18 protein-coding genes are annotated in these 16,790 nt (G+C 30.9%); 4 read left to right on the top strand and 14 right to left on the bottom strand.

What is annotated here, in order from left to right; translation table 11 throughout:
- Nucleotide 1: 1 nt before the first annotated feature.
- From J9309_RS13250 to J9309_RS13230, 5 genes are all read right to left on the bottom strand, one after another.
- Nucleotides 2-670 carry a DedA family protein gene (locus tag J9309_RS13250; RefSeq protein WP_230476359.1) on the bottom strand — a complete coding sequence of 223 codons (669 nt, stop codon included), beginning with the start codon at nt 668-670 and terminating at the stop codon, nt 2-4.
- A gap of 10 nt (nt 671-680) precedes the next feature.
- Nucleotides 681-1,994 carry a UDP-N-acetylglucosamine 1-carboxyvinyltransferase gene (murA, locus tag J9309_RS13245; protein ID WP_230476358.1) on the bottom strand — a complete coding sequence of 438 codons (1,314 nt, stop codon included), beginning with the start codon at nt 1,992-1,994 and terminating at the stop codon, nt 681-683.
- 23 nt (nt 1,995-2,017) lie between these two features.
- Complete coding sequence (locus J9309_RS13240; RefSeq protein WP_230476357.1) at nt 2,018-2,767, bottom strand: DUF4290 domain-containing protein; 750 nt, start codon at nt 2,765-2,767, stop codon at nt 2,018-2,020.
- Between the two features lie 97 nt (nt 2,768-2,864).
- Nucleotides 2,865-4,535, bottom strand: coding sequence for a PNGase F N-terminal domain-containing protein (locus J9309_RS13235; protein ID WP_230476356.1), 1,671 nt, complete (start codon nt 4,533-4,535; stop codon nt 2,865-2,867).
- A gap of 79 nt (nt 4,536-4,614) precedes the next feature.
- A complete protein-coding gene (locus J9309_RS13230) occupies nt 4,615-5,781 on the bottom strand; it encodes an acyl-CoA dehydrogenase family protein (protein ID WP_230476355.1) in 1,167 nt (388 codons plus the stop codon).
- A gap of 136 nt (nt 5,782-5,917) precedes the next feature.
- On the opposite strand from J9309_RS13230, the gene amaB reads away from it, so the two are divergent.
- From amaB to J9309_RS13210, 4 genes are all read left to right on the top strand, one after another.
- Nucleotides 5,918-7,447: an L-piperidine-6-carboxylate dehydrogenase gene (gene amaB, locus J9309_RS13225; protein ID WP_230476354.1), complete on the top strand. Its 1,530-nt coding sequence runs from the start codon at nt 5,918-5,920 to the stop codon at nt 7,445-7,447.
- Nucleotides 7,448-7,457: 10 nt separating this feature from the next.
- Complete coding sequence (lat, locus tag J9309_RS13220) at nt 7,458-8,765, top strand: L-lysine 6-transaminase (RefSeq protein ID WP_230476353.1); 1,308 nt, start codon at nt 7,458-7,460, stop codon at nt 8,763-8,765.
- A 120-nt stretch (nt 8,766-8,885) separates the two neighbouring features.
- Nucleotides 8,886-9,668, top strand: a complete 783-nt coding sequence (locus J9309_RS13215) for an HAD family hydrolase (RefSeq protein ID WP_230476352.1) — start codon at nt 8,886-8,888, stop codon at nt 9,666-9,668.
- A 69-nt stretch (nt 9,669-9,737) separates the two neighbouring features.
- Nucleotides 9,738-10,472 carry a GLPGLI family protein gene (locus J9309_RS13210; RefSeq protein WP_230476351.1) on the top strand — a complete coding sequence of 245 codons (735 nt, stop codon included), beginning with the start codon at nt 9,738-9,740 and terminating at the stop codon, nt 10,470-10,472.
- Between the two features lie 51 nt (nt 10,473-10,523).
- Here J9309_RS13210 and J9309_RS13205 read toward each other — a convergent pair whose 3' ends face one another.
- From J9309_RS13205 to J9309_RS13165, 9 genes are all read right to left on the bottom strand, one after another.
- The gene (locus tag J9309_RS13205; protein ID WP_121934226.1) at nt 10,524-10,772 is read right to left on the bottom strand and encodes a DUF6952 family protein; all 249 of its coding nucleotides are present in this window, start codon (nt 10,770-10,772) and stop codon (nt 10,524-10,526) included.
- Entirely contained in the window at nt 10,753-11,070 is a 318-nt protein-coding gene (locus J9309_RS13200; RefSeq protein ID WP_230476350.1) for a thioredoxin family protein, read from the bottom strand. The genes J9309_RS13205 and J9309_RS13200 overlap by 20 nt, the downstream gene beginning before the upstream one ends.
- Before the next feature lie 169 nt (nt 11,071-11,239).
- Nucleotides 11,240-11,866 (bottom strand): peroxiredoxin, encoded by a 627-nt coding sequence (locus J9309_RS13195; protein WP_230476349.1) that lies wholly within the window; start codon nt 11,864-11,866, stop codon nt 11,240-11,242.
- Nucleotides 11,867-12,257: 391 nt separating this feature from the next.
- Complete coding sequence (locus J9309_RS13190; RefSeq protein WP_230476348.1) at nt 12,258-12,806, bottom strand: NADPH-dependent FMN reductase; 549 nt, start codon at nt 12,804-12,806, stop codon at nt 12,258-12,260.
- 74 nt (nt 12,807-12,880) lie between these two features.
- Nucleotides 12,881-13,408 (bottom strand): NADPH-dependent FMN reductase, encoded by a 528-nt coding sequence (locus J9309_RS13185; protein ID WP_230476347.1) that lies wholly within the window; start codon nt 13,406-13,408, stop codon nt 12,881-12,883.
- 86 nt (nt 13,409-13,494) lie between these two features.
- Nucleotides 13,495-14,121, bottom strand: coding sequence for a hypothetical protein (locus tag J9309_RS13180; protein ID WP_230476346.1), 627 nt, complete (start codon nt 14,119-14,121; stop codon nt 13,495-13,497).
- Complete coding sequence (locus tag J9309_RS13175) at nt 14,121-15,047, bottom strand: SRPBCC family protein (protein ID WP_230476345.1); 927 nt, start codon at nt 15,045-15,047, stop codon at nt 14,121-14,123. The genes J9309_RS13180 and J9309_RS13175 overlap by 1 nt, the downstream gene beginning before the upstream one ends.
- 136 nt (nt 15,048-15,183) lie before the next feature.
- On the bottom strand, nt 15,184-15,885 hold the full coding sequence (locus J9309_RS13170; protein ID WP_230476344.1) for a formyltransferase family protein: 702 nt from the start codon (nt 15,883-15,885) through the stop codon (nt 15,184-15,186).
- 11 nt (nt 15,886-15,896) lie between these two features.
- On the bottom strand, nt 15,897-16,754 hold the full coding sequence (locus J9309_RS13165; protein WP_230476343.1) for a BadF/BadG/BcrA/BcrD ATPase family protein: 858 nt from the start codon (nt 16,752-16,754) through the stop codon (nt 15,897-15,899).
- Nucleotides 16,755-16,790 lie beyond the last annotated feature (36 nt).

The following is a 16,790-nucleotide window of genomic DNA, read 5'->3' as shown; positions in this document are numbered from 1 at the left end:
GCTATTTATTTTTATTGAATTGTGCTTTAGCGATTCGTGTAATTAAAGGCATATTCGCCGCGATGATAATTCCGAAAATAAATTTTTCTAAATGATTTTGAACGATTTCAAATCCACCTAAAAAATATCCTAAAATTGAAATAACACCAACCCATAAAAATGTGCCAATAAAACTATATGTTAAAAATACACGATAGTTAAGATTTGTAGTTCCACATATAAAAGGAATTATTGTTCTTACTACAGGCATAAATCGAGCAATGATAATAGCCTTTTTACCGTTTTCGTTAAAGAATTCAGTTGCTTTTTCTAAATGTTTTTTCTTTAGGAAAAATGAATCTTCTTTGTTTAAAATCCAGTGACCAAATTTTTTGCCTACATAGTAGTTTACATTATCTCCAAGAACAGCAGCAAACATTAACAATGGAATGATATATTCTATATGTAAATGATTTTGTGCGTCGTTTGCAGCAATCATTCCGATTGAAAATATTAAAGCATCACCTGGAAGAAATGGCATTAAAAATGTCATGACAATTAAACCAGTTTCAGCAAAAATAATAGTGAATAAAATGACATAAATCCAATAACCATAGGCATCTATCATATTCATGATGACGCGGTCTGGACGTTGTACAAAATCACTAAAAAAATCAATAATTGATTGCATAATGCTAAAATTAAGCTGTTCTAATGATATCTGCTCCTAAAGCTCTTAAACGTGTGTCAATATCTTCGTATCCACGATCAATTTGATCAATATTATGAATTACTGTTGTACCTTTTGCAGATAAAGCAGCGATTAATAAAGACATACCTGCACGGATATCAGGAGAAGTTAATTGCGCACCTTTTAATGGATTTTCTTGATTTAGACCAATTACAGTTGCACGATGCGGATCGCATAAAATGATTTGAGCACCCATTTCGATTAATTTATCCACGAAAAATAAACGAGATTCGAACATTTTTTGGTGTACTAAAACACTTCCTTTTGCTTGTGTCGCAATGACTAAAATAATTGATAATAAATCAGGTGTAAATCCTGGCCAAGGTGCATCTGAGATTGTTAAGATAGAACCGTCAATAAAACGCTCAATTTCGTAATTCTCTTGAGCTGGCACAAAAATATCATCTCCACGACGCTCTAATTGAATTCCTAATTTTCTGAATACATTTGGAATTACACCTAAATTGTCCCAAGAAACATCTTTGATTGTAATTTCAGATTTTGTCATGGCAGCTAAACCAATCCAAGATCCAATCTCAATCATATCTGGTAAACAAGTGTGTTCTGTACCACCTAATTCTTCAACACCTTCGATAGTAACTAAATTAGAACCGATTCCAGTAATTTTAGCACCCATGCGGTTTAACATTTTACATAATTGTTGAATGTAAGGTTCACAAGCAGCGTTGTAAATTGTTGTCGTTCCTTTTGCTAAAACAGCAGCCATAATAATGTTTGCAGTTCCAGTTACAGAAGCTTCGTCAAGTAACATGTAGGCACCTTGTAATCCGTTTTCGTCAACTTCTACACCGTAGAAATCTTCGTCTGGATTGAAACGATATTTTGCACCTAAAGCAAAGAAACCTTCGAAATGTGTATCTAAACGGCGACGACCAATTTTATCTCCTCCTGGTTTTGGCATAAATGCTTCTCCGAAACGAGCTAATAAAGGTCCCATTAACATGATAGATCCACGTAATGAAGCACCGTCTTTTTTAAATTCATTTGATTTTAAATAATCTAAACGTAAATCATCAGATTGGAAAGTGTAATCACCTTTTCCGTTTTTCTGAGTTTTTACACCTAAATCTCCAAGAATTTCGATTAAACGATTAACGTCACGAATATCTGGAATGTTTTTTATTCTAACTTGTTCACTTGTTAATAAAACAGCACATAAAATTTGTAAAACTTCATTTTTAGCACCTTGAGGTGTAATTTCACCTTTTAATTTCTTTCCTCCCTTTATTTGAAATGTTGCCATTGTAAGTGATAATAATATATTAATTAACCTTTATTGTTGTTATTTCTAACACCTTGGTTACGGTTATTATTTCTATTTTGATTGTTGTTGTTCGAATTATTGTTTTGACGATTTTGGTTATTTTGTCTGTTGTTGTTCTGGTTGTTGGTATTTTGATTATTCGAACGATGTTGGTAATTAGAATGTGTACGTTGTTGGTAGTTATTCTGATTATTATTTTGTTGTCTTTCTGGTTGAACTAAATTTTCGTCCACATCTCTTAAATCAATTTTCCCATCAGAAAGTTCATATAAATGTTCAAAAATTACGTTATCATCAACAGTTTCTTTGTTCCATTTCAGATAGCATTTTTTCATGTGGTTTGCAATCGCAAAATATAATCCCTCACTTTTTTCTCCTTCTTCCCAAGTCACTGCAACATTGATCATTTTACGAATGTTATTCCCGTAGTAACGATATTTGTAAATAGATTTTGGATATTCTACTTTATTAGGTTTGCTATAAACAGTATCGTGTTTGGTAGGAATGGGATAGGGCGATTTTACATCTAATTTAAAATCAGACATAATAAATAATTGATCCCATAATTTATGTTGAAAATCTGGAACATCACGAAGATGAGGATTTAATTCTCCCATTACTTCGATAATAATTTCAGCGAATTCGTTTCTTTCTTGTTCGTCTTGAATCGTTAAACAATGATTAACCATTTCTTGGATGTGACGTCCATATTCTGGAATAATTAATTGTGAACGTAGTGTATTATATTCCATAGAATTTTTCTACAATTTTAAGTCTACAAACTTACTAATTTTAATTTGAAAAAAGTGTACGTTATCCATGTATAGCAACGTATTTAACCCAATTTTATCATTCTCCTAATAAAACTCCTGAAACCGCCCATGAACTGAAGCTTCCGCCTTCAGGTTCGCCTTGTGGAATTTTAATTTGGATTGTGTGTTTACCAGCTTTTAAATCACCAAGTTCAATGATATATGGGTTGGTAACTGTTCCTGGACACCAGTTAGATCGGCTGTAATCTGATGATGATAAACCGTTGTCAAAATTACCTGACGCAGGATTATATAAACGGTATGAGCCACAATCTTGTCTCCAAGGTGCTAAAGAAAACACTTTTTTATCATCTATGAAAATAGAATTTACTTTTGGTACAAATTCATCTCCATTTTCCCAACCTCCATGGCCAGTTGTAGTGTATCTTAGTTTCGCATTTTTCCAATCTTCTTTTAATTCGAATTCAAAGTACAATCCTTGATCTGAATTAAATAAAGTTGGATATTCTTGTCCAGCCATTTCCATTACGTTAGTCGTATTGAATAATGAAAGGATTTTGTTGTTAGAAATCAGCTGTTTATTTGAATCGTGAATCGTGATGTTAGCATCAATTTTATGTCCACCTTTGTCATAATTTCCAATATAAAAACCGATGTAAACTTCTTTATCGTTTAATAAATCATAATATTCAGATATATCTTGTCGGAAGGTTACGAAATTATGCCACTCTTTATCTTTCAGAAGGATGTGGTTGTATTTATCAATCCCGAAAGGAGTAAAGAAACGCATCAATTCAATGATTGGTTCGTAATTTTCAGTTAAAACAATACCTTGGTATTTTTTACCATTTCCGTTTTCGTAAATAGGTAAAGTATTAATTCCGCTTTTTAATCCATCTAAAAAAGATTGTTTTTTATGAATTGGAATTATAAAAGCAGAACCAATCCTGTCGTAAGCATCTCCGTTTGATCTTTGTTTAATATCCAAAAAGATTTGTGAAGACTTTCTAATGCCAGGAATCTTTATTTTTCTAACTGCAATTGTTCCATGTGCAAATCTTAAAATACTATCGTTTGACGTAATATCATTACCGAAATTAATTTCTTGATTTTCGATTAAAGGAATTGTTGTGAATTTACTTTTCCACACCAAATCTTTGTAAGTAAGTGCATCAATCGTTGGTAAATCAATTTCTGTTTGGTATTTTTCTGTCGGATCGCTCTTTATTTTTTCGATTTTAGAAGCTCGGATTGTGTAATTATTATTGCGAGTATATTCCAGTACAAAGCCTAATTTTAAACCTAAACTTAATGGAGATGCATTAATATTTAAATTATCTACATACCAAAGATCTATGGTGTTTGAATTAATGATAATCTGAGCATGTTTCGCCTTTAATCCTAATATTTTTTTTGTACCAATTAATCGCTTGAACTCATGTTTTTTCAGTGAAAGAGAATCAATGGTTTTTATCGTTTTGCTGCTATCTAGCTGAATTATAGAATAAATATTATTCGGTTCATCATTGGAATAATAGGTGATTTCATTTGGAAAAAAACGATATTCATCGAAAGAATTACTTGTCCCTATCACAGTATTATTTTTGTTTGCTAATACAATTGTAGGATTCGATTCTGATATTTTTTTATCATGTGTAAATTTCTCGTAGGATATTTTATAAGTTTCCTGAGCTGAGACAACAAATGCAAAAAAAGTTAAAAATATAATTGAGAGGATTTTATACATCAGTAAAATAAAAAAGGTTTACACAAATTGTATTTATGTAAACCTAAAAATTTATATGGATAAAATCAAATTTTATTGACTATACAAATGCATTAATTCCTGTAACATCAGCTCCAGTGATTAATAAATGCACATCGTGTGTTCCTTCGTAAGTAATTACAGATTCTAAGTTTGCGGCATGACGCATATTTGGGAAATCTCCAATAATTCCCATTGCACCTATTATTTGGCGAGATTCTCTAGCGATATCAATAGCCATTTTTACGTTGTTACGTTTTGCCATAGAAATTTGTTCAGGAGTCGCTTTGTCTTCATTTTTTAATGTTCCTAAACGCCAAACTAATAATTGCGCTTTTGTAATATCTGTAATAAATTCTGCTAATTTCTTTTGTTGTAATTGATAAGAAGCAATTGGTTTCCCGAATTGTGTACGCTCTAAACTGTATTTTAAAGCCGTTTCATAACAATCAATTGCAGCTCCGATTACACCCCAAGAAATTCCGTATCTAGCCGAGTTTAAACAAGATAATGGACCTCTTAAACTTTTAACTCCTGGTAAAATGTTTTCTTCTTTAATTAAGATATTATCAAAAACTAATTCTCCTGTTTTCGATGCACGTAAAGACCATTTGTTCATTGTTTCAGGTGTAGAAAGTCCTTCCATTGCTCTTTCAACAATAACTCCTCTAATTTTACCTTCATCATCTTTAGCCCAAACAACTGCAATATCACAAACTGGTGCATTTGTAATCCACATTTTCGCTCCATTTAAACGATAATGTTCACCATCTTTTGTTAATCGAGTTTCCATTCCGCCTGGGTTTGATCCATGGTTTGGCTCAGTTAAACCAAAAGATCCGATAAATTCACCAGAAGCTAATTTTGGTAAGAATTTTCTTTTTTGTTCTTCCGAACCATAGCTGTAAATAGGGTACATTACTAATGAAGATTGTACAGAAGCAGCAGATCTTACAGCTGAATCTCCACGCTCTAATTCTTGCATGATTATACCGTAAGACATTTGATCTAATCCAGCTCCACCGTATTCTTCTGGAATATATGGACCTAAAGCACCAATAGCACCCAATTTTTTCATTAAATCAGGAACATCTTTATGTTCGTGTGCGCATTCGTCAATAATAGGTTTAATTTCTTTATCGACGAAATCACGTACCGATTGTCTAATAATTAAATGCTCCTCAGTTAAAAGGTCATCTATTTTAAAGTAATCTGTTGTTGTATTCATTTTGTGCAGTTATAGTTGTGTAAATCTAAATAATATTCATAATAATTTGTAATAAAATGAATAAAATTTTGTTATAAACTTAATAATACCCTAAATTTATTAAATCAAAATCACAATCACATAAAAATATTAGCTAATGATAGGTAATGAGAAAACTACACTAGGAATTAATGAAGTAAATTTTGGAACATCAACTGGACAAGAATGGTTTGGTGTTGGAAATTTAATTACATCTTATTCGCCAGTTGATGGAAATGAGATAGGAAAAGTAAAAGCCACAACAAAAGAAGAATACGAGACTGTTATTACAAAAGCACAAGCAGCCTTTAAAGAATGGCGTATGATTCCTGCACCTAAAAGAGGTGAAATTGTAAGACAATTAGGCGATAAATTACGTCAAAACAAGGAAGATTTAGGTAAGTTAGTTTCTTACGAGATGGGGAAATCTTTACAAGAAGGATACGGAGAAGTTCAGGAAATGATTGATATCTGTGATTTTGCGGTTGGATTATCTCGTCAGTTATACGGTTCTACAATTCACTCTGAAAGACCTTTACATCGTATGTACGACCAATATCATCCATTAGGAATTGTTGGTGTTATTACAGCGTTTAACTTTCCAGTAGCTGTTTGGGCTTGGAATACATGTTTAGCAATGGTTTGCGGTGATGTTGTTGTTTGGAAACCAAGTGAAAAAACTCCAATTTGTGCAATCGCATGTCAGAATATTTTAGCAGAAGTTTTAAAAGAAAATAATTTACCAGAAGGAATCTCTAATGTAATTTCAGGAGAAAAAGAAGTTGGTGAATGGCTAGCAAGTGACGAAAGAGTTCCTTTAATATCTGCTACGGGATCTACTCGTATGGGGAAAGAAGTGAACGAGGTTGTTGCAAGACGTTTAGGTAAAACTTTATTAGAATTAGGTGGTAACAATGCAATTATCGTTACACCAGATGCTGATTTAAAAATTACTTTAACAGCAGCAGTATTTGGTGCAGTTGGTACAGCTGGACAACGTTGTACGACAACAAGACGTTTAATTGTACATGAATCTATTTACGATCAAGTTAAAGTAATTCTGAAAAATGCTTACGATCAATTAAAAATAGGAAATCCATTAGATGCATCAAATCACATCGGACCATTAATTGACCAAGATGCGGTAAGAAATTATTTAGTTGCTCTTGAGAAAATTAAAGAACAAGGAGGTGAATTTTTAGTACCTGGTGGTGTTTTAGAAACAGAAGAATATAATTCTGGATGTTATGTAAAACCGGTTATTGCTGAATCAACGAATGATTTAGAAATTGTTCAAACTGAAACTTTTGCACCTATTTTATATTTAATTAAATATTCTGGTGATGTTTTAGACGCAATCGAAATTCAAAATGGTGTAAAACAAGGTTTATCATCTGCAATTATGACTACAAATTTACGTGAAGCAGAATTATTCCTTTCTCATCAAGGTTCAGATTGTGGAATCGCGAATGTAAATATTGGTACTTCTGGTGCTGAAATTGGTGGAGCCTTTGGTGGTGAAAAAGAAACTGGTGGAGGTAGAGAATCAGGTTCAGATGCATGGAAAGTATATATGCGTCGTCAAACAAATACAATCAACTACTCAACAGAAGTTCCATTAGCACAAGGAATTCAATTTAACTTATAATTAATAGAATATGAATACAACTACTATAAACGAAACTGTACACGAAAGATTAGCAAAACATATTTTAGCTGATGGTTATCCAATTGTGATGGACGTAGAGAAATCTCATGGTTCTTATATCGTTGATCAAAATGGAGATAAATATTTAGATATGTTTTCAATGTTTGCTTCAACAGCAGTTGGATACAATCATCCACATTTGGTTGCACATCAAGATTTTTTAGGTAAAAATGCGATCAATAAACCAGCAATGTCTGATATTTATACAAAAGACTATGCAGATTTTATTGATACATTTGCTCGTGTTGCAATGCCAAAGGAACTACAATATTGTTTCTTTATTTCAGGTGGATCTTTAGCTGTCGAAAACGCTTTAAAAGCAGCTTTTGATTGGAAAACTAAAGTAAATTTTTCGAAAGGAATTGAAACTGAAGCTGGACAGGTTATCCACTTTAAACAAGCATTCCACGGAAGATCTGGTTATACTTTATCTCTAACAAACACAAAAGATCCTCGTAAATACGAATATTTCCCAAAATTTGATTGGCCTCGTATCGAGAATCCAAAAATTATCTTCCCAGAAACAGACGAAAACTTCGCGCAAACAAAACAAACAGAAGAATTAGCAATTAGTCAAATTAAACAAGCATTAGAAGAACGCAAAAATCAAATTGCTTGTATTATAATTGAGACAATACAAGGTGAAGGAGGAGATAATTATTTTCGACCTGAGTTTTTACAAATGTTAAGAGATATTTGTGATCAAGAAGAAATTCTTTTAATTTTTGATGAGGTACAAACAGGAATGGGAATGACTGGTAAAATGTGGGCTTTTCAGCATTACAATGTAATTCCAGATATTATTTCTTTCGGTAAGAAAACGCAAGTTTGTGGAATCTTAGCAAATAAAGAAAAATTAGACGTCGTTCCGAATAACGTATTTAAAGAATCAAGCCGTATAAACTCAACATTTGGTGGGAATTACATCGATATGTTACGTTTCAAATTGATTTTAGAAGTAATCGAAAATGAAAATTTAGTAGAAAATGCTAATGAAAAAGGAGCGTATATCATTGAACGTTTAAATGATATTGAAAAACATACGAACAAAATAAAAAACATTAGAGGTAAAGGTTTATTTATTGCTTTCGATTTTGATAACGATCAATCAAGAACTGATTTCCTTACAAAATGTTTTAACGATAAATTGATATTATTACCATGTGGAGAAACTTCAGTACGTTTTAGACCACATCTTAATGTATCTTTTAAAGATGTAAACTTAGCTTTAGATATTATTAAAAAAGCATTAGTTTAATAATCTAAATAATAAAATTAAGAGGTGAAACAGATAAAGTTTCACCTTTTTTTATCACATAATTTTAAGCGATTCAATTTTAAATTATAATTTTATACGAGTAATAAATTACTATTTTTTATGCCAATAAATTCTTTTTTCTTCGATTTTGATGGAACTCTACAAGGTTTTGCCAATCACACGATAAGCGACTCTACTAAAGAAGCTTTAAAACTTTTAAAGTCAAAAAAACACAAAATATTTTTAGCTACAGGTCGTAATTTAACAGACATTCCTGAAAGTTTATTTTCATTAAATTTTGATGGCTATATCAATAACAATGGCGGAATGTGTTCTGATGAAAATCGTATTCCTTTCCATATAGAATACATCTCAAAAATTGATGTGGAAGCTTTGTTAAAGTATGATGAAATCAATCCATTTGCATTTTCATTCATGACAGAAAAAGGTTTTACAATCAATCGTGTAAATGAATACGTTGAAAAATCATTTGAATTTTTTGGTATGAATGTTCCTAAATTAATGGATACAAAAGACATTGAGCTGGATAAAATTATGCAGATGAATTTTTTTGTAGATGAAGAACAAGAGCAAAAACTAATGAAAGAAGTGATGTTGAATAGTGAATCATCACGTTGGATGCCTTATTTTGCTGATGTAAATCCGAAAGGAATTAATAAAATGAAAGGAATTGAAAGAATGGCAAAACAATATAATTTAGATCTTTCTAAAACGATGGCGTTTGGTGATGGTGGTAATGATATTCCGATGATTCATGGTTGTAAAATTGGCGTAGCTATGGGAAATTCTAAAGAAAATGTGCAACAGGCGGCTGATTTTGTTACAACTTCGGCTGATGAAGACGGAATTTGGAATGCCTTAAAACATTACGGAATAATTTAGAATATTAATAAAAGTATAATTCTTAGCGGGTTATACTTTTTTTTTATATATTTTTATTAAAACATAAATATGAAAAAACTACTATCTGTTGCATTATTATCTGCTTCATTATTTTTAACAGCACAAGAAAAAGTTGTTGTTGAATATGAATTTTATAACGTTTTTGATCTTTCGAAAGAAACTAATCCTAAAATGTTAGAAATTTATAAAAATAGTAATGAGCAAAAATCTTTCTACGAATTGGTTACCACTGTAGACGAGTCGCTATATAAAAAAATAGAGCGTGTTGATAATTCACAATCAAAAAAAGGTACTTCGATTTCATTTGGTGGAGTAGGAAATGATTTCTATAAAAATTTTTCTGAAAATATATCTTTAACGTTTATGGATTATAATGGAAAGAAATTAATCATCAAAGATTCTTTAAAAGTTCAACCTTGGATTATACAAAAAGATAAATCTACTTATTTAGGTTATGATGTAAAAAAAGCAACATACCAAGAAAAGTCTAATACTTATACCGCTTGGTTTGCACCAAAATTAGCAATTAAAAACGGTCCGATAGAATATGCAGGTTTACCAGGATTAATATTGAAATTAGAAATTGTAAATATTGATAAAAAAGGAGGAGAAAATAAGCGTATTTATAATGCAACGAATATTAAAATAGATTCTAAAGCAAAAATTGAAAGACCAACTAAAGGTCAAATCGTATCTCAAAAAGAATTTGATCAAATCATTGAGGAAGATAATAAAAAGTTCGATGAAATGTACAACAACAAAGTCGAAACAAAGATTGATTAATAAAAAAAGCCAACTTTTTAGTTGGCTTTTTATATTATATGTAAAGTGAAATTATTTATCAATAGATCCCATCACACGTTGCATAAAAGTATTTGCAGCAGTACGCTCGTCCATACCTTCATCCATCATTTGTTTCATTTCGATAGCTCCACAAATGTTAGAAATCATTTCTCCGATAACCTCTTGCTCTGGTTCTTTAACCGCAGGAGAATCAGCGTATGCTTCTAAAACTTCCAAAGCAGTTTCCATAGCTTCTACAGAAACAGTTTTTGCTAAATTCTTAAATACCGGCAGCTTCATTGATTAATTCTTTTACAGCATCAATTTTAGATGCAGTTACTTGTCCTACATTAACTCCTCCTTTAAATACAGCGAAAGTTGGTAAGTTTGGAACTTCAGCTAATTGTCTTGATTCTGGTAATTTTTCAGCATCAACGTATAAAAATTCTGCTTGTCCTTCGTATTCAGCAGCTAATTTTTTGAATTTTGGTTTTACTAAACGACAGTTTCCACACCATCCTGCACCGTATTGTACGATTACTATATTATTTTCAGCAACTACTTGTGCTAAGTTATCTTGTTCTAATTCTGCAAACATTTTATTATTTTTTAAATGTTAAAAAAAGGGTATAAAAAAGGCTGTCTAAGGTATGAACTTAGTGATTTTATATTGAAAATGAATTCTTTAAAATCTCCTGTCAATCAATTTAGACAGCCTCTTCGTGAATTTTGGAAATCCTAAAAGATCGCCAAACTATTTTTTAATCTTAGTTGTTAGATAAGTAAGTAGCAACACCGTCTTTAGTAGCGTTCATTGCTTCTTTACCTTCTTCCCAGTTAGCTGGACAAACTTCACCGTATTTCTCTACATGTAAAATAGCGTCTAATAAACGTACATACTCGTCGATGTTACGTCCTAATGGTAAATCGTTGATTGTTTCGTGACGAACAACACCATTTTTGTCGATGATGAAAGTACCACGGTAAGCAACTGGAGCTCCTTCGAATTTTAATGAATCGTTTTCTTCGTTGTAAACGTACTCACCAGCTAATACACCGTAGTCCATAGCGATAGTTTTTGCTAAGTCAGCTACGATTGGGTAAGTAACACCTTCGATACCACCATTATCTTTAGCTGTGTTTAACCATGCTAAGTGAGTTTCTTCAGAATCAACTGAAGCAGCGATAACTACTGCATCTCTTTTTTCAAATTCAGCTAATTTAGCTTGGAAAGCGTGTAATTCAGTTGGACAAACGAAAGTAAAATCTTTTGGGTAGAAGAATAAAACAATATTTTTCTCTCCGATTGGCATTGAAAAGTTTTCAACGATTTCGTCTCCATCGATTACTGCAGGCGCTGTAAATAAAGGCGCTTTTTTTCCTACTAATGACATAATTGTAATGTTTTTATATTTATTAAATATTCTTTCTTAAAAGTAAAAGTGTGTTTTGTTACTTTTTCTACTGCAAATGTAGGCGTGGAAAAGTGTTTGGCAAACGTTTCTTAATTTCTATTTTAGATAAATCAATAAATTATTTTTATAATCGTGATATTTTATATCTAATAAATTGATATGTAATGCAATAATATATATTGGTGTTTATTACAGATCAATAAAAATTAAGTCTTTTACTTTATAGGACTAAATTACATCATGTTTCATAAAATTAATATGACAAACGTTAGATTCATCTTAATTATAATGATTAAGATTTGTTTTGTAGGGAAAAAAAATAACCTTCAAAATTTTGAAGGTTATTTGGTATAATATTTAAAAACTGAAATTATAATGCTTCAACTCCAGATAAAGCACATTCAAATGCTTTAATATTTTCGTCAATTTTAGCTTTTAATTCATCGTGAATAATTTCACCATCCTTAAAGTGATCGTTAAATGATGGGAAAGTAGAATTAGCAACAACATGTCCGCTTGCGAAATGTGTGAAATATTTTAAACCAACTTCCATCACATTTCCACCACCGTAACCACCTGGTGAAGTTGATAATAATAAGATTTTTTTGTCTTTTAAGAATGGCATTTCAATGCGAGAAACCCAGTCTAAAATGTTTTTTAATGCAACTGCAAAGTTTCCATTATGCTCTGCTAAAGAAATAATTACACCATCAGCTTCTTTAATTTCTTGGTAAAAAGCTTGTGCTTCAGCTGGAAAACCATTTTCTAATTGACGATCAATAGAATAAATAGGCATTTCGTAATCATTTAAATCTAAAGTTTTGATTTCGTGACCTTCAATTTGATTTACTACGTAATTTACTAATTCTTTATTGATTGAATTTTTGCTAGTAGAACCTGCAAATGCTATTATTTTCATTATTTATATTTTAACTTGTCTAATTTTAAGCAAAAATAAAAATGTTTTTATCTAATACGGATTGATGTATGTTATTATTTTAAAACTTTTTCTTGAAATGAGTTCATTTTAGTTTTCAATTCTTGATCTAAAGTTTCATCAGTGATTTTACCTTCTTTAAAATTTTCATTGAATTTAGGTAAAGCAAATTCTTCTAAAACAGTTCCACCAAATTTTTCAACTAATTTTATTCCAGCCTCTAACGCGTTTCTTCCACCGTAACCACCAGGAGAAGTACTCATGGCGAATATTTTTTTATCGGTCATGAATTTTGGATTAATTCTCGAACACCAATCCATATAACTTTTAAAAACGGCTGTTATAGATGCATTATGTTCAGAAAATGAGATTAATAAAATGCTAGAATCCTGTATTGCGCTATAAAATTTATTGACATCAATAGAAAATCCTTCTTTTTTTTCAATATCAATGTCGTAGGTTGGAATATTATAATCGTTAAAATCTAATATTTGAGCGTTTCCATAAAGCTGTACAGCGTATGTTACAAGTTGTTTGTTAATTGAAGTAGAACTGTTGCTTCCAGCAAATGCGATTGTATTCATAGGTTTTCTTTTCAATTTACGGAAATTATCTTTTGCATGCTTATTCTTAACTCAATTTTATAATTTTAAATAAAAAGCGCATCAACTTATAAGTTGATACGCTTTATTGGATATTCTTCTAAGAATTGTTGTATATCCTCGTATTTTATGATATGTAAAGCTTCAGTTACATTGAGTAAAGAGATTTTTTCATTTTGATAATAATGAATCAATTCATCTTTTACTTTTAATAATTCTTTTTCGGTTGTTTTCTGAAATTGCACATTGATATTTTGACCTGAAAAAAGTTTTATTTCTAAAAAGTTACTTACTCCTAAAGAATAACTACTTTTATTTTGTCGCATAACAAACGGTCGTTGATTTCTTTTGCTATCAAAAGCATGAATTGTTATTTTTTGGATGTCATTCAAATCAATAATTTCATTATTAATTACTATATATTCTTTCTGAAATTTAAGTTTTTTTTCTAACTCATCTGAACTTAAGTCACCATCCATTCTAATTAAGCTGTAGTAATATATGCCTACAATAGCGATTGTTATCCAAAGTCCATTTAAAAGTATTGGTCTGTATTTTACTTCTTCAGGTAGGTCAATTAGCTCATTCAATATAAACAAACAGAAAACAAATCCTAAAAAAGCCAATGGTTTTAAGTTTATATCCGTTAATAATGATTCTTTTTTTGGGGTATAGATAGAAAATTCGTGAGCCATTATTTTTCAGCTTCTTTTTTAATGTGCGTTAAAACTCGGTTATGAATTAAATGAATAATTTCGTCGCTCCAAATACGCCAATAAAATTCTGGATAAATTTTATGTGTATACCAAGTTGTTCCGGTTAATTCTGTTGTGTTTTCGTCAATCTTTTTTAATCTAAATTCACCATTTTTAGACACAAAATAGTCGTGTAAATGTGCTGCGTCAAAATCCCAATACGAAATTTCTTTCATTGGTTCAGGTTGTTCAAGTACATCAAAAGCAAGATGAGTAGGAGCGTTCCATGTAGTAATTGGTTCTACAAAACTACCTGTGGTAAAATTACAATACCTAATTGCGCCAACACCTTCACCTTCTATTGTAGCATTTATAGGATAAGCAATCCCAGCTTTAAATAAAAGTTCAGTTGGTTCATCTAATTGCGGAAATACAACTACATTTTCCCAAACAGTTTCTATAGGAGCATTAATAATAATAGAAGTTTTAACCTCTGATAAACTTGGTGTTTTCTCTCTTTCAGAAAAAGAAAATCCTAAAATAGCTGTAGTAAAAAAGATAATAACAGCGTTCGTATTTTTAATTCTATCTACATAAGTATGCGCAATTGCGGCACCAATAAATACAAAAAGTAAGAGAATTGGACTAGCCATAACAATACAGATTAAACCTTCAATACCAACAAGCAAAATAGCCAAAGAAATGACAAGGATATTTATAAAAGCAGAAAAAACGGATTTTGATAATGTATAGATTTCTGGTCGTTTCTTCTTGAATAAAATTGTTGTAATCGCGCCTATAAAAAAAGGTAAAATTAGAAAAATTGCTATTCCGTAAGATTCTATAAATTTTACGCCGATTGTTAATAAAATTGCTCCAATTATAATTGGGATATAGTAATAAGAATGTGTAGAAAGTAATTTCATTAGTGTTAATTGAGCTATAAAATTAATTAAATAATCTTATCATATCATGCTAAACTTGATATTTAAATTCGTGAAAATACAAAAAGCTATCCTTAAAAAGAATAGCTTTTTGTATGATGTTATATTAATTTATAGATTAATCTATTTGGAATTGCTCTTTGTATTGATCGAAAGAACTCATTAAATTTTCTTCAATCGCTTTTGGCATTCTGCGAGTTGCTTCAAATTCAGTAGTTGAAAGCGAAGGGAAGTCGTTTAATGTTGGAATAACTTCAATTGAATTCACTAACATTTCAATTTCAATTTCGTACTGACGCTGCGCAACCGAATGAAATGTATCGTTACTATATACAGGAACTAATTGTTGTTCTATTAAAAATCCTGCATCAGCTTCAGTATCTACAAAATGTGTCGTAACTCCAATTTCTACTCCTTTAACAATAGCCCATTTTAATGAATCTAATCCACGAGTTTTAGGTAAAAAACCGGGATGAGTATTGATTATTTTATGCGTTTCTACCAATTCGTCAGGTAATAAACCAGCTCCTGCAATTATTACAAAATTGGCTTTAACATTTAATAATTGTTGGTTTAATGTATCAGCTGTTGTGGTTTCAAATTGATAGCCAAAATTTTTAGAATATACATCTATATCTACACTTATCGCTTTACTTGGTCGATGTTGGTAAATTGGTTTAAAAGGATTTTCGCGCTGAACGAATGGTAAGGCATAGACTTTTACATTTTCATAGCCTTTTGCTTTTAATCCATGTAAAACATCTTGAGTTTTACGATGAGGTGTATTGTAAGTTATAACAGCAATTTGTGGTTGAGACATTCGTGATGTGATTAAGCGTTAATTAAATAGTTTTTATGATATTCAACTAAATTATCAATCGGTTTACGAATGATATGTCCAACTGTTAAGTGATATTGTGCTGCAACTGAACGGATGATTGGCTCGTATATATGTGCAATAGATCCGATGAAGTTTAACTCAGAATTTCGAGCTTCTTCGTAAGGTAATATTTGATATTCTATAAAACCAGTCATTGCATCATAAATGATTTTTTGGATGAATGGATCGTCTTTATGTTCAACAACAAATTTATTGAAAGAAGCTAAATATGCATTTGCAAATTTGTTCTGATAAACGTTTTTATTTAATTCTTCTACATTTAATTTGTAATAATCATCAAAAGCTTTAGCTAAATGCGGAGGCATTTTTTTTGTGAAATATGCTCTTAAAACACGTTTACCCAAATCGTTTCCAGAACCTTCATCACCCAAAATATAAGCTAAAGATTTAGTTTCTTCTCGCATTACTTTTCCATCAAAGTAACAAGAATTAGAACCTGTTCCTAAGATACAAACCATTGCAGGTTTTCCCATGTAAGTAGCGTAACAAGCTGCTAATAAATCGTGATCTACAACAAATTCTGCATTTGTAAATAAACCATTTAAACCGATTCGCACAATTTCTCGGTTTGCTTCAGTTGAAGTTCCAGCACCGTAAAAATATACTTGTTTTACATTTGTTGCAATATTTGCTAATTCTTCGTTTTTAGCAATTTCAGTAGTTATGTCTACGCTTGTAACGAAATAGGGATTAAAACCAATTGTATTAGTTCTGAAAACTTCTTGTTGTTCATTATCTAAAACAACCCAATCTGTTTTAGTAGAACCACTATCTGCAATAATTATCATTGTATTTTATTTGATGACTGCTAAAATAACAAATCT

The organism is Faecalibacter bovis (assembly GCF_017948305.1).
Classification (GTDB): Bacteria; Bacteroidota; Bacteroidia; order Flavobacteriales; family Weeksellaceae; genus Empedobacter; species Empedobacter bovis.
Note: the sequence above shows the minus strand (reverse complement) of the source record. Positions and strands in the feature narration are given on the sequence as shown.